Annotated in this window: 14 protein-coding genes and 1 pseudogene; 8 read left to right on the forward strand and 7 right to left on the reverse strand. The window is 63.2% G+C overall.

Features of this window, described 5'->3' with window-relative positions; all coding sequences use genetic code 11:
- Positions 1–144: 144 nt before the first annotated feature.
- The 3 genes from FB547_RS33025 to FB547_RS33035 all read right to left on the reverse strand — a co-directional run bounded on the left by FB547_RS33025 (position 145) and on the right by FB547_RS33035 (position 2,305).
- Complete coding sequence (locus tag FB547_RS33025) at positions 145–924, reverse strand: alpha/beta fold hydrolase (protein ID WP_145747803.1); 780 nt, start codon at positions 922–924, stop codon at positions 145–147.
- A gap of 272 nt (positions 925–1,196) precedes the next feature.
- Positions 1,197–1,979: an SDR family oxidoreductase gene (locus FB547_RS33030; protein ID WP_145747804.1), complete on the reverse strand. Its 783-nt coding sequence runs from the start codon at positions 1,977–1,979 to the stop codon at positions 1,197–1,199.
- Positions 1,976–2,305, reverse strand: coding sequence for a nuclear transport factor 2 family protein (locus tag FB547_RS33035; protein WP_145747805.1), 330 nt, complete (start codon positions 2,303–2,305; stop codon positions 1,976–1,978). Before FB547_RS33035 ends, FB547_RS33030 begins: the two co-directional genes overlap by 4 nt.
- Positions 2,306–2,404: 99 nt before the next feature.
- Between FB547_RS33035 and FB547_RS33040 the strand changes: the two genes are divergently transcribed.
- The 5 genes from FB547_RS33040 to FB547_RS33060 all read left to right on the forward strand — a co-directional run bounded on the left by FB547_RS33040 (position 2,405) and on the right by FB547_RS33060 (position 8,665).
- The gene (locus tag FB547_RS33040) at positions 2,405–3,304 is read left to right on the forward strand and encodes a LysR family transcriptional regulator (protein ID WP_145747806.1); all 900 of its coding nucleotides are present in this window, start codon (positions 2,405–2,407) and stop codon (positions 3,302–3,304) included.
- A 502-nt stretch (positions 3,305–3,806) separates the two neighbouring features.
- Positions 3,807–4,757, forward strand: a complete 951-nt coding sequence (locus tag FB547_RS33045; RefSeq protein WP_145747807.1) for a LysR family transcriptional regulator — start codon at positions 3,807–3,809, stop codon at positions 4,755–4,757.
- Positions 4,758–4,855: 98 nt separating this feature from the next.
- Positions 4,856–6,316 (forward strand): sulfatase-like hydrolase/transferase, encoded by a 1,461-nt coding sequence (locus FB547_RS33050; RefSeq protein ID WP_145747808.1) that lies wholly within the window; start codon positions 4,856–4,858, stop codon positions 6,314–6,316.
- Positions 6,313–7,644 carry an FAD-binding oxidoreductase gene (locus tag FB547_RS33055; RefSeq protein WP_145747809.1) on the forward strand — a complete coding sequence of 444 codons (1,332 nt, stop codon included), beginning with the start codon at positions 6,313–6,315 and terminating at the stop codon, positions 7,642–7,644. The genes FB547_RS33050 and FB547_RS33055 overlap by 4 nt, the downstream gene beginning before the upstream one ends.
- A gap of 37 nt (positions 7,645–7,681) precedes the next feature.
- Entirely contained in the window at positions 7,682–8,665 is a 984-nt protein-coding gene (locus FB547_RS33060; protein WP_145747810.1) for a Bug family tripartite tricarboxylate transporter substrate binding protein, read from the forward strand.
- A gap of 272 nt (positions 8,666–8,937) precedes the next feature.
- On the opposite strand, the gene FB547_RS33065 is transcribed toward FB547_RS33060, so the two are convergent.
- From FB547_RS33065 to FB547_RS33075, 3 genes are all read right to left on the reverse strand, one after another.
- Complete coding sequence (locus FB547_RS33065; RefSeq protein ID WP_145747811.1) at positions 8,938–9,393, reverse strand: carboxymuconolactone decarboxylase family protein; 456 nt, start codon at positions 9,391–9,393, stop codon at positions 8,938–8,940.
- Positions 9,390–9,839: a cupin domain-containing protein gene (locus FB547_RS33070; protein ID WP_145747812.1), complete on the reverse strand. Its 450-nt coding sequence runs from the start codon at positions 9,837–9,839 to the stop codon at positions 9,390–9,392. The genes FB547_RS33065 and FB547_RS33070 overlap by 4 nt, the downstream gene beginning before the upstream one ends.
- Before the next feature lie 141 nt (positions 9,840–9,980).
- The gene (locus FB547_RS33075) at positions 9,981–10,961 is read right to left on the reverse strand and encodes a LysR substrate-binding domain-containing protein (protein ID WP_145747813.1); all 981 of its coding nucleotides are present in this window, start codon (positions 10,959–10,961) and stop codon (positions 9,981–9,983) included.
- Between the two features lie 112 nt (positions 10,962–11,073).
- Here FB547_RS33075 and FB547_RS33080 point away from each other — a divergent pair, with 112 nt between their 5' ends.
- From FB547_RS33080 to FB547_RS33090, 3 genes are read left to right on the forward strand one after another with little or no spacing between them, the layout of a single operon-like run.
- On the forward strand, positions 11,074–11,622 hold the full coding sequence (locus FB547_RS33080) for a DUF4863 family protein (protein ID WP_145747814.1): 549 nt from the start codon (positions 11,074–11,076) through the stop codon (positions 11,620–11,622).
- A gap of 3 nt (positions 11,623–11,625) precedes the next feature.
- Positions 11,626–12,351, forward strand: a complete 726-nt coding sequence (locus FB547_RS33085) for a nitroreductase (protein ID WP_145747815.1) — start codon at positions 11,626–11,628, stop codon at positions 12,349–12,351.
- 35 nt (positions 12,352–12,386) lie between these two features.
- On the forward strand, positions 12,387–13,031 hold the full coding sequence (locus FB547_RS33090) for an HD domain-containing protein (protein ID WP_145747816.1): 645 nt from the start codon (positions 12,387–12,389) through the stop codon (positions 13,029–13,031).
- Positions 13,032–13,081: 50 nt separating this feature from the next.
- Here the strand turns inward: FB547_RS33090 and FB547_RS33905 are convergent.
- A pseudogene (locus tag FB547_RS33905) lies at positions 13,082–13,216 on the reverse strand (glyoxalase); the annotation flags it as partial.
- Between the last annotated feature and the right edge of the window lie 142 nt (positions 13,217–13,358).

The following is a 13,358-nucleotide window of genomic DNA, read 5'->3' on the forward strand; positions in this document are numbered from 1 at the left end:
CGGCGGTGTATGTTTTCCATGATCCGGCGAAGGACGCGTTCACAACATTCGTTCAGCTCTGCTGAACTCGCGGCATGAGGACAATCACCAAGACGCCTCCTCGCGGCCAGCCGGTGAAGCCGGACTGCCTTGCATTCAATGGCATCACGGGACCTTGCGCCCCGCTTGCCTGGCAGCACGATCGATCACGTCGGCGACTTTCTTCGGTTGGGTCATGAAGACCGCATGGCTTGCCTTCACCTCTTCCACCGTGGCACCAATGCGCTGGGCCATCTTGTGCAGCATCCGCACGTCGAAGGCCTTGTCCTCGGTCGCGATCACCGCCCAGCTTGGCTTGGTTCGCCATGCGGCGTGATTGAGCTTGGTCGCAAACACCGACATGTTGATCGGCACCTGCGAGTCACGCAAGAACGCGGCGTCCGCATCGCTGGCATCACCGGCGAAGCCGATCTTGAACTTCTCCAGACTGACGAATCCGTAGCCGTCGGCTTGCGTGTCGATCACGAAGTCGGGGGCACTGAATCCGGCGTACTGCTCACTCGTGGTCTCGCCGGCGTCGGGCGAGAGAGCGCTGACATAGACAAGACCGACCACCTTCGGGTTGGTGCCCGCCTCGGTGATGACCGTGCCCCCCCAGGAGTGACCGACGAGGATCGTGGGACCGTCCTGGCGGGCGAGCGCCCGCTGGGTCGCCGCCACGTCGTCGGCCAACGAAGTCAGAGGATTCTGAACAATAGTGACTCGGTAGCCTCTGTTGATCAGCTCGTCATAGACACCCCGCCAGCCCGAACCATCGGCAAAGGCGCCATGCACCAGTACAACATTTTTTGCCTGCACCTGTTGCGCATGTGCGCCGCCACCGGGGCCGACGATGCTGGCGGTGGTCGCAGCGGCGATGAAAAGCTTGCGAATCAGTGAGTTCATTGGGGGTCCCGAGCAGTGGATGGAAGATTGAAAATGGTAGAAAAAAACGCGTTGAACAGGGTTGCAGAAATGGCCACAAAGTCAGATGTTTAAGCGTGTAGATTGCACTTCTGCAAAACGGCGTTGTGCAGATTTCCGCATTCACGCAATAAAGATGTGCGACACGATGAGCGCATCTGAGATCGGGACGCACACGAACAACCCCTCGCGGGATGCGCGGGCCGCTGGCCTGCTTCATGTTCGAGATGCAGCTGCCGATGGACCCGGCGCGCCTAGACCGTCGGGACGGTTCCCCCGTCTATCAAGTGCTCCGAACCCGAGATCGAGCCCGCCCGTGGTGACACAAGGAACGTGATCAGGTCAGCGACCTCTTGCGGTCTGGCCGGCCGGCCGAGCGGAATGCCGCCAAGCGATTGCATGATGATCCGCTTGCCGCCCTCGTAGTCGGTGCCGGCCTGGTCGGCAAGGCGCTCGGCCAGCGCCACCGACGCTTCGGTCTCGACCCATCCCGGCGACACGCGCAACACGCGAACGCCCTTGGGTGTCACCTCTTTCGACAACGCCTTGCTGTAAGTAGACAACGCCGCCTTGGCCGCCGCATAGGCGGTCGTGGATTCGGGCAATGGCAGCAGGCGCTGGATCGAGCTGACATGGACGATGACGCCTGAACCCTGCGCGAGCATGGCGGGCAGCAGTGCGCGATCGAGTCGGACGGCGGGCATGAGATTCTGGTTCAGTTCAGCGAACCAGCGCGCATCATCAAGGGCTGCAAAGCCGCCGCCTGGTGCACTGGAGCCGCCAAGCACGTTGACCAGGATGTCGACGCCGCCCCAATGGTCGAGCACCGACTGCGCGACCTTGGCGGCGCCCTCGGCCGTCGAAAGATCGGCAGCAACATGGATTACGTCCCCGATCGACCGCCCGGGCGCGGAGCGCGCCGTGGCCATCACCTGCACGCCGGCACCGCGCAGACCTTGAACGACAGCCGCGCCGACACCCTTGGTACCGCCGGTGACCAGCGCTCGCTGTCCTTGGAGTTGAAGATCGAAGCTCATGCCGTGATCTCCAGCGACGCGATCAGGCCACGTTCGAGGCGAAAGCGATACTGAAGGTCGACCGGGCTGCCGGGGAAATCGCCGGCCACGTGAGCCCGAACGACCTGGACTCCCTCCTCCTGATGCAGCGCAAACGGCTCGACCTTGTACCCGTACCGGGCCGCTGCGGCGGCCTTCCATTCTTGAATCGCGCGGCGGCCGGTGTGGGTGTGGCCTTCATCCTTCAGGCTGGCTTGTGGAATGAAGCATCGGGCCAGTGCCTCGGCGCTCTGCGCGTCGGCCACGAAGTAGGCCGAGATGGGATCGGGAAGGGTCAGGGTGCTCATGGTGACAACGCCTCGGAAGTGAAGTGGCAAGGATGCGCGTCGCACACCAATAAGTGAATCTTCTAGAATCTTCACGAGCTATGTAGAGGACGATACACAATGCGCGGAGTGGAATTTGCCGAGCTCAAGGCTTTTGCCGCGGTGGTGGAGCGTGCGAGCTTTGCCCGCGCCGCGGAGCATCTGGGGCTGTCTGCTTCCGCACTGAGTCAAACCATCCGACAGCTGGAAACGCGGCTCGGTACGCGTTTGCTGAATCGCACGACCCGCAGCGTTGCCACCACCGCGACCGGGGCGCAGTTGTACGGGCGCATCGCGCCGCTCTTTCAGGACATGGCCGATGCCGTGAACGAAGCGAGCGCCATGGCAGGTCAGACGCGCGGCACGCTGCGCCTCAACACCCTCGGGATGGCCGCCTGGACGGTGATCGGCCCCCGCCTGGGTCGGTTTCACCGGGCGCACCCGGAGGTCACACTGGACATCGTGGTCGAAAACGGACTGAGCGACATCGTTGCGGGTCGATTCGACGCTGGCATCCGCGTCGGAGGCAAGCTGGAGAAGGACATGATCGCCGTGCGCTTGACGCCGAATGTGAAGATGGTGGCCGTGGCATCCCCGGACTATCTGGAGCGTCGCGGTACACCGCGGTCACCGTCCGATCTGCAAGGCCACGCCTGCATCAACTGGCGACTTCAGAGCGACGGGAGTGCCTACCGCTGGGAGTTCGAAAAGAAGGGCAAGCGGACCGAAGTGGCGGTGGACGGACCGTTGGTCACCAATCATTCAGACATGGGTGTCGCTGCTGCACTGCAAGGACTGGGGATCGCCTATGCCTTCGATCGCGAACGAGTCGATGCGCTGCTCGCCCAGCAGCGCCTGGTGGAGGTTCTTGCCGACTGGTCGATTGCACGGCCAGGGCTGTTCCTGTATCACCCCAGCCGGCGCCACGTTCCGGCCGCGCTGCGCGCCTTCATAGACTGCATGCTGGAGAAAGCACCCTGAGCTAGGTCGGGTTCTGAATACTCGCCTTTGAGATTCAGAAATTCCAGCACATCTCTACCCTTGAAAGGTTTGTGCCGAGCGCCAGCCAAGGGAGGCGAGATCGTGGTGCTGAACGGCCCCGGCCTGGCCTTGGCGTCTCCGTCCCCGTCGGCCACCTACTTGTGAGCGATTCATTGGCGCAAGCACTGTCAGACTTCGCAGGTGCCTCTTTTGAACGGCCCGAAGAGGCCTACTACCAGACGATGAGCAGGCGCTGGAACTCAGCCAACGATGCGCGTTGACCGGCCAGAATGAACGACCGCTTTCCGAAAAGTCGGACAGCCGGTATGGGCCCGTTGCTCCGGCCCGGCGTGAGGCTACAGTGCCAGAAGGCGACACTGGACACACTCCTGGAAAATGCGCGGAAAGCGGTCGCTCCCTAAAACGGGTTCTGGCGTGGGTAAGCCCGTAGACGCGTGGGCGGCCAGTAATAGAGACTCCGGGCTATTCTTCCCCGGTCACCATGCACATCACACTCCGTCAGCTGAAGTACTTCGTCGAGATTGCGCGCAGCCGCAGCTTCTCGCGCGCTTCACAGCGTCTCCAAATCGCGCAGCCGGCGCTAAGCCAGAACATTGCTGCGCTGGAGGACGAACTGGGGGCCAAACTCTTTGTACGTCATGCCAAAGGGGTCGACCTCTCGCCGGAAGGCCAACGTCTTTATGACCGCTCCCTGGACCTCATCGCGAGCTTCGATACGCTTCGAGGAGAGGTTCATGATCGGGACGCGCTGCCGGCCGGCGCCGTCCGACTGATGGTGGCGGGCTCCGTGGCCGGCGTCGTCATCGCGCCGCTCCTGCATGCGGTTGCTACCTCGTATCCCGACATCAGGCTCACCGTGAGCGATGCGCTATCGTCTGAGGCACGGAGGGAAGTCGAAGCTGGTCATGCGCAGCTCGCCCTGATGCCGAGTCCCGCCGAGTTGCAGGGGATGGAGGCCGTGCCGGTGTTCGAGGAGCACTTCATGGTCTATGGGGCGGCCAAATTGATGCGGCGAGAACCGGCGGAGATTGCATTTGCAGAGCTTGCCCGGCGGCCGCTGGCAGCACCCGACCGCGCCCACGACCTGCGCAAAATCATCGAGCGTGCGGCCATCGCAATTGACCAACCGCTGGACGTCCAATACGAGCTGAATAGTCCACCGATGTTGGTCGCTGTCGTCAAAGAGGGACTGGCCTATGCCATCCTGCCCCCAAGCAGTTGTATCGAGGCTGTCGCCGCGAAATCAATCGTGGGTCGCCCCATCGCCGGCACGAACCTGAGTCGGGTGCAAGCCATCGTCTGGCCCCAGGAACGTCCACTTTCGCCCGCAGCAGTAGCCGTACGAGACCTTCTCGCACAGGTCGTCCGCCAGCGATTGGAGGCTGGCCTGCTGTACGGTCGGCTCATCGAACCAGGCCATAAGAAAATCTGAAGCCCCCCCAGTCCAAGACGGTATTGGATTCGAGCGCTGGCATTGCCCACACTCCGATGCATGGGAGCCCCTGAGGCTCCGGCAACCGGAGACAAGACATGCCAGGAAAGAACGTTGTGGTCATCATGTCCGATGAGCATGACCCGCGAATCATGGGGTGTTCGGGCCATCCCTTCGTCAAGACGCCCCACCTCGACGCGCTGGCCAGGCGCGGCATCCGCTTCACAAACGCCTACACGCCGAGCCCCATTTGCGTTCCAGCGCGTGCGGCCTTCGCGACCGGCCTTCGCGTGCATCAGATCCGGCTGTGGGACAACGCCATGCCCTATACCGGCGAACAGCGCGGCTGGGGCCATGTGCTGCAGGAACATCATGTTCGCGTGGAGAGCATTGGCAAGCTGCACTATCGCAGCGTGGAGGACCCGGCGGGATTCGACGAGGAGCACCTGCCGATGCACGTCGTCGGCGGCCATGGGATGGTTTGGGCCTCCATTCGCGACCCCTTCCGTCCCCGAGTGGACGGCCCGCGGATGCTGGGAGAACGCATCGGTGCGGGGGAATCGTCCTATACCCAATACGACCGTGCCGTGACCCAACGTGCGGTGCAGTGGTTGAAGGAAGCAGCTGCGCGAAACGAAGAGCACAGCTTCGTGCTGTACGTGGGCCTGGTCGCGCCGCACTTCCCCTTCGTTGTACCTGACGAGTACTTCAACCTGTATCCGCTGGACAGCTTGCCCGAGCCCAAGCTCCATCCGAGCAACGGCTATCAACGGCACCCCTGGGTGCAGGAGTACGCGGACTTCATGGGCTCGGAGGACCGCTTCGCCGACGCGCAGGAGCGCCTACGCGCCTTCGCGGCCTACTACGGTTTGTGCAGCTGGCTCGACCACAACGTCGGTCAGATAGTGCGTGCCCTCGACGACTCGGGGCTGGCGGACAGCACGCAGGTCATCTACACGTCGGACCACGGCGACAACCTGGGCGCTCGCGGCGTGTGGGGAAAATCAACGCTCTATGAAGAGAGCGTGAAGGTTCCCATGCTGATGGCAGGCCCCGGAATCACAGCATCTGTTTGCGAGACCCCGGTCGACTTGCTGGACTTGTTCCCAACCATCCTCGAGGGCGCCGGAATTGACCCCGCGCCTGAGATGCAGGACCGGCCGGGGCGTTCGCTGCTGGAGGTTGCGATGTCGGAACCCGAACCGGACCGCCCCATTCTCAGCGAGTACCACGCCGCCGGCAGCAACTCGGCCGGATTCATGCTGCGCAAAGGCAGATGGAAGTACCACCACTACGTGGGCTTCCGCCCCGAGCTGTTTGACCTGCAGGAAGACCCGGAAGAACTGCGCGACCTGGCTGAGGATCCGACCTATGCCGGGGTGCTGGAAAACATGCGTCTTGCGCTCTACGCCATCTGCGACCCGCAGCTCGTCGACAGGCAGGCCAAGGCCGACCAAGCGGAGCTCATTGAAAGGCACGGTGGCATCGACGCTGCGCACAAGCTCGGCTCGTCCACCTCGACCCCGGTCTCGGCAAAGCCGGAAGAGAGCCTGTCATGAGCACGACCATCCCGGAAATCGAAGAGCGCTTCCTGAGCGATTGGAGCGGCCTCACGGTCGGGCGACCGCGTGAAGTGCACCGCCCGCGAAGCACGGAGGAAGTGGCTGCCCTGGTGCAGCGCTGCAGGCAAGAGGGCTTGTCCATCACCGTGCAGGGCGGCATGACCGGGGTGGCCGGAGGTGCTGTTCCTTCCGACGGCGACATCGTCATCAATCTCGAGCGAATGAATGCCATCGAGGACATCGACGCGCTGGAAGGGGTGATGCAGGTGCAAGCCGGCGCAACGCTTCAACAAGTGCAAGAGGCGGCGGCAGCGGCCGGGTGGATGTTTGCGGTGGACCTGGGAGCGCGAGGCAGCTGCCAGGTCGGTGGAAATGCCGCCACCAATGCCGGCGGCATTCGTGTGATTCGTTATGGGACGATGCGGGATTCGGTACTGGGGGTGGAGGCCGTGCTGCCGGACGGAAGCGTTGTGCCCTCCCTCACCCGTCTCGTGAAGAACAGCGCAGGACTCGACCCGCGATTCCTCTTCATTGGCACCGAAGGCACGCTGGGCATCATCACGCGATTGACCCTCCGTTTGCATCCACCGATGGGGCAGACGGCAGCGGCCTGGGTCTCCGCTTCGAAATTCGAGGCGCTGCCCTGTTTGCTGCGCTCGCTCAAGCGGACCTTGGGCAGTGCGCTGTGCGCCTTCGAATTCATGTCCAACCGCTATGTGCGCTTGGCGTGCCGATTGACAGGCGCCGTAGCGCCTCTACCAGTCGAAGGCGCATGGCATGTCCTGATTGAGGCCGCCGGAAATGCTGGTCAGCCCATGGAGGAGGCGTTGCAGGCGGCCCTTGAGCACGCCATTGAGACCGGCGAGGTCAGCGACTGCGCAATCGCTGCAAGTGAGGCGCATCGAGAAGCCTTCTGGCGCATTCGTGAAGCCATCCCGGAGGTCCTCACGCATCTCAAGCCGGCGGCGACGCTTGACATCGGACTTCCCTGGGCCCGCACGGGTGAGTACCTCAAGAAGGTGGACACCGAATTGCAGGCGAAGCTGCCGGGGGCCGAGCACCTGTTCCTTGGGCACCTGGGCGACAACAACCTGCATCTCATCAGCGGCGCGGTCGACGAGGCCGGTGTGCATGAGGTGGATGAAATCGCGTACGGTGCTCTGCGCGGCTGCGGCGGCACGGTGAGTGCCGAGCATGGCGTTGGTCGTCTGAAGAAGGACTACCTCTCGGTGTCTCGCTCCGCAGGGGAAATCGCACTAATGAGGCGACTCAAGGAGGCCTTGGACCCGATGAACATCCTCAATCCCGGACGCATCCTCGGCTGAGTAACGCGACGAATCAGGCGAACCAAGGAGACAAGACATGAAACGCAGAACAATGCTCGCCCTGATTGGCGCAACGTCAGCTGGCTGGCTCGCATCGCCTTCGTATGCGGCGCGCTCCTCGTATCCCAGCGCGCCCGTTCGCATGGTTGTGCCATATGCAGCCGGCGGCGGCATCGATGCAGTTGCCCGCATGTTGGCCCAGGGCATGGGCGAAGAGTTGCACCAGCCTGTCGTCGTGGACAACCGCGCGGGCGCTGGCGGAATGCTTGGTGCGGAGGTCGTGGCGAAAGCGCAGCCTGACGGCTACACGATACTGCTGGCCGGTAATCCGGAACTCAACATCACGCCGCAGCTACAGGCGAAGACGAGCTATTCAGCGGTGAACGACTTTGCGCCCGTGGTACTTGTTTCCCAGTCGCCGAATATCCTGGTCGCCAATCCCTCACTTGGCGCTAAAACCTTGCGCGAGGCGCTGGACGCAGCCAAGAAGAAGGGCGCTATCGGTATCGGCACGCCCGGCAATGGCTCGCCACAGCACATTGCCGTCGAAGTTCTGCGCATGCAGACCGGCATGGACATCATGCATGTGCCGTACAAGGGTGCCGGCCCTGCCACGGTCGCCGCGCTCGGCGGGGAGGTGACTTTCGCACTCGTCGGCGCACCGCCCGTACTGCCGCATATCAACAGTGGAAAGCTGGTCGCATTTGCCGTCACGCAGCCAAAGCGCTCGCCGTTGATGCCGAACGTACCGACTCTTGGCGAGGCGCTCGGCATGATGCAGAACGACGACTTCGTCACCTGGTACGGCCTGCTTGTTCCTGCCAAGACACCGCCTGAGATTGTCGATGTCCTCTCAAAGGCGGCGTTCTCCGTCCTCAACCGCAGTGACTCGCGCTCGCGGCTGGCAGTTCTCGGCACTGACCTCGTCGCGATGCCGGCAGGACCTTTTGCTGAGCGGATGCGCCGGGAGACCCAGGTCTACGGCGAAATCATCAAGCGGTTTGGAATCAAAGCAACCTGAGGAGTGGTGGTCAGCAGAATTGACTGGGACCGAACTGCAGGGAGACTCGTTTCCGGCCTTCGCTTCAGCAGAACTGCCCGGAAGCGCCGGACGTGTTGAGGCGCCAACCCGAACGACCGCTTTCTCGGGATGACGAACTTCCGCAACGGGCCCAAAGCCGTCGCCCACGCGATGTTCCTCATACCCGCGCGGAGTACAGGCCAGAGCGCTGCAGGAAGCGCCAACGAAACCGTACTTGCGCCCGACCGCCCGGAGCCCAGACGTGCTCCGGCCTACTTGGGCTGTGCGGCCTGGGGAGTGTTCCGAAAGCTGATCGCCATCCGGTTGTAGGTGTTCATCACGCCGATCGCGATGGTGAGGTCCACCAGCTCGCGCTCGTCGAAGACCCTCCTTGCGGCTTGGAAGTCCGCATCGGGCACGCCCGAATCGGCAACGCGCGTCACCGACTCCGCCCAAGCCAGGCCTGCCTGCTCACGAGGATCGAACAGGTCGCCGGCCTCGCGCCAGGCCTGCAGCAGCGCAAGCTTTTCCACGGGCACGCCCTTCTTCAAAAGGTCCCGCGTGTGCATGTCAAGGCAGTATGCGCAGTTGTTGATCTGCGAGACACGGAGGTACACGAGATCGACGAGGACGGGTGAAAGGCTGCTCTGGGCGACGTAGCCGTAGACGGCGCCGAGCGCCTTGATGCCAGCGGGGGCGAGTTGGTTGTAGTCGAGACGTTGGCTCATTGCTTCTTCTCCATGGATTCGGATTCGGCTGCAGGGGTGGTCAGCGGAGAGTCCCCGGTGTCCGTCACAAAGACCGCCAGCAGCTTCGCGGGCTTCATCCTGCTGGCATTGCGGCTGACGGTGTGCCGCGCGCCAGGTGGCTCGTAGAAACTCTCGCCGGCGCGCAGGAACTGCTTCGGCCCGTCGTTCACCTGCGACTCGATGGAACCCGAAACCACATAGGCGTAGATGAATGCGGACTTCGCATGCATGTGGGCGGGCGAGGCGGCCCCCGGCGGATAGTCGACCACGACCGCGGTCAGCGACTTGCCGGGAATATTGGGGATGGCCTGTTGAAGCGCGGGGGTGACTTTCTCGCTCTGCTCGTGCGCCGCCGCGGCAGCACACAAGAGGCCGGCCGAGGCTGCTGCAACCAGGCTGGCAGCGAGCCGTGAGTTGTTGTTCATGTGGGTTCTCCTTGGTGAAACGGTGAAGGTGCCCCTATAGGGATGGCCTTGCCACCGAATGATGGTTGCTCCGCAGCTCCAAGGGAACTGATGTCTTTTCAGCCACGAAATGCACGCCGTGCACTTCGGCGGCGGCGCTTACTAGCCGAGCGATTCCTCGGCGGCACGGGCCATCTTTGCCACCATGTCGAGCAACCACACGTGCGCGGCCTCGTGCTCGTCGCGGCGATGCCAGACCGCGCGAATGGTGGAAGTTCCGGCCTGATAAGGCGGTTGCCGACGCAGCAGATCGCGGTCCTTCACGAGCGCCACTGCAAGCGAGGCGGGGACGATGGACAGCATGTCAGTGTCACGAAGGAGTTCGGGTATCGCCAGGGAGTGCGGCACTGTGACGCGCGCATGTGGCGCTTCCTGTTCCGCCTGGAGCGCCTCTTCGAGCGCTTGCCGGTCGAACATTTCCGACTGGCGTGCGAGGCCGCGCTCCAGAATGAATCCGCCGACGGCGCCTTCTTCCTGGCCGCCGACGGAAACGGTCACAAGCGGGTACTTGGCCATGTCACGCAGCGTGAGCTTCCGGCGTGACGCGGGATGACCGCGCCGCATCAAAATGGCCTCGCCTTGCGACATCAGCGTGCGCGAGTTCAATCGGTCGGGCACATGCGCGAAGATGCCGATAGCGAGATCGATCCGCCCCAGGTCGATCTGCTCCGCAAGGTCAAGCCGCGTGGAGGGCCGAATCACCAGCTCCACGCGGGGGGCGACGTGCTGAAGCTCGCGCGAGAGCGGTGCAATGATCACCGAGGTCAGATGATCGTTCGCGGCAATGACAAAGCGACGGGACGACTCTGCCGGAGCGAAGGGCTCGACACCGAGGGTTGTCTCGATTCGACGCAGGGCATCGCGCAGAGCCGGGGCCATGGCTGCAGCCCGCCCGGTAGGAACCATTCCCTTGCCCGTTCGCATGAACAATTCGTCGCCGACCAGCTCGCGCAGCCTTCCGAGCGCGTGGCTTACCGCAGATTGGGTGAGATTGAGCCGCTTGCCCGCGAGGACCAGATTGCGCTCCTCGTAGACGGCATCGAACACCTTCAGCAGGTTCAGGTCCATTCGGCCAATGCTCATGCTTGCCCTTCTGCAATGAATGGCGTGCATTATGAGCTTGCAAAAGCAGCAGTTCCCTTCAGTTCGGTCAGCGCCCATGATTGCCCTCAAGTTAACCGCCGGAGCACTGAAGATGACCACCGAGACACCCCTCTGCGCACGCGAGGCGCTCATCGAGCGCTGCATTCCCTTCCTCGAAGAAGTGAAGTACATGACCGCCGGTCCGCTGGTGGAGCGCTGGCTGAACGAGAAGTACGGACCAGAAAGCGAGCTGTATCAGACCCTCTGCCGACTCGTGAAGTCGGGCGTCAAGCAGGGTTGGGCGGCGAACGTGGAGATCGACGGTCCCAGCTACCGCCGAAGCCGCGTCGCCGAACCGTCGGACCGCACCTTGCACTTCAGTATCACCGCGGTGTACATGAACAGCACCGGCAACCACCAAGGGCATCCCGACCACCGGTTCCGCGGCCAATACCACGGGCATCCATACGGCGAGTTCAACATGGTCGTGCCCGTCACCCTCGGCGCGGCGCTATGCGGCCCGAGTGGATGGTGCTACGGCGGCTGGACCGCGCCTGCACCCGGCAGCAAGCACTACCCGGAAGCCAAGGGAGGGGCGGTCATCGCGCTGTTCTTCCTTCCTTCGGGGCGGATCTCCTACCACTCTGCACCGCAGGAGTAGACGATGGACAACTCAGTACGTGATTTGGGCCAGAAGGCCATTGCCCAATGCGTCTCGGCCGTCATGCGCTCGCGGCACGCGGTTCGTGCGTTCAAGCCGCAGCCACTCGACCGTAAGCTGGTGGAGGACATCCTGGAGGACGCTGTCACGGCGCCGAGCGGCGCGAACATCCAGCCCTGGCGCGTCTACGTCGTCACTGGTACGGTGAAGGATGATCTCGCCGATGCGCTGCTCGCGGCTTCGCGGGCCGGCGCTGTTCCGGCGCCGGCACACTTTCCCGACCCATTGCCGGACGTGTTTCGCGCGAGGCTGCAGGACTTCGGAGCGCGCTACTACGAATCCCTCGGAATCGATCGGACCGATGCTGCCGCGCGGGCGCGCCAGTCCGAGCAGAACCTGTCTTTCTTCGGTGCACCGGTGGGACTCTTGTTCACCATCGATCGCAGGCTGAGGCCGCACAGCTGGATCGACCTCGGCCTGTTCGCCCAGAACGTGATGATCGCGGCGAAGGCCCGCGGCATCGACACCTGTCCGCAGGTCTCCTTTGCACCCTTTCATGACGTGATCGCCACACACCTGCAGATGGAGCCCTGCGAGGTGACAGCCTTCGGCATGTCGATGGGACATGGCGACCCGCATGCCCCGGTAAACCAGATTGTCACGCCACGCGAGCACCTCCGCGACTTCGCACGGATCGTCGGCTTTCCCGAAGAGCACTCCGCGCGGTGACGCCCGCGTCATTTCATCAACCGCGAGAGATCATCATGACACCTCAAGAAGTCTCCGGAATCCGCATTCCGGACAGCCAGGTCGCTCGTGAGCTGACGCAGCTCATTCGCGACACCGAAAGCGACCTGCTCTACCACCACTCCTTGCGCGTCTATTGCTGGGGCGCGCTCGCGGGCCGCCGGGCAGGGTTGAAGTTCGATCCCGAACTGCTCTACGCAGCATCCATGTTCCATGACGTCGGGTTGACCGCGCGCTACGGGAACAGCCAGCTTCGTTTTGAAGTCGACGGTGCCAATGCGGCGCGCGATTTTCTTCGGAGCCACGGCATTTCCGAAAGTGGAGTCGAGACGGTCTGGAACGCCGTGGCTCTCCACACGACGCCCGGAATTCCGCAGTTCATGCGGGCGGAGATCGCATTGGTGCAAGCGGGCGCCGGCATGGACGTTGCCGGCCGCAGCTACGACCAGTTCACTGCTGCGGAGCGCCAAGCCGTGCTCGCTGCGTTTCCGCGGGAATGCGATTTCAAGAGCGGGATCGTTGACGCCTTTTACCAAGGCTTGAAGCACCGTCCCGACAGCACCGTGGGCACGTTCAACGACGACTTCCTCGCATGCAAGGATCCGCACTTTCACCGCGTCGACATGTGCGCCGTCATTCGTGCGTCGAAGTGGCACGGGTGAACTGCCGGTCGAGAGCTAGCGCCTTCTCCGGCCGTTGCTCAACTCAGGCTCCAGCCATAGTCCGTCAAGAGCTCGAGGCCAAGGACATCTTGGTAGAACGCCCGGGCCCTACCTGGGCGGAGCGCCTCGAAATTGGCGACTATCCGTAAACTTGCAACATCGTTCTTCTTTCTGCTGTCGAGGATGGTGCTGCTTTGCTTCAACCGGAGGGGTGACCCCAACGGCGGCTTCTGGCCGAGGCCGTGTGGAAACGGCTTTGACTAGCGAGTATGCCGAACCCGCGCCCATGTGGGCGTCCTCGGCGCACCGAGTCATCCGGTGGTCCCG

Origin of the sequence: Variovorax beijingensis (genome assembly GCF_007828835.1) — a bacterium.
Lineage (GTDB): Bacteria > Pseudomonadota > Gammaproteobacteria > Burkholderiales > Burkholderiaceae_C > Variovorax > Variovorax beijingensis_A.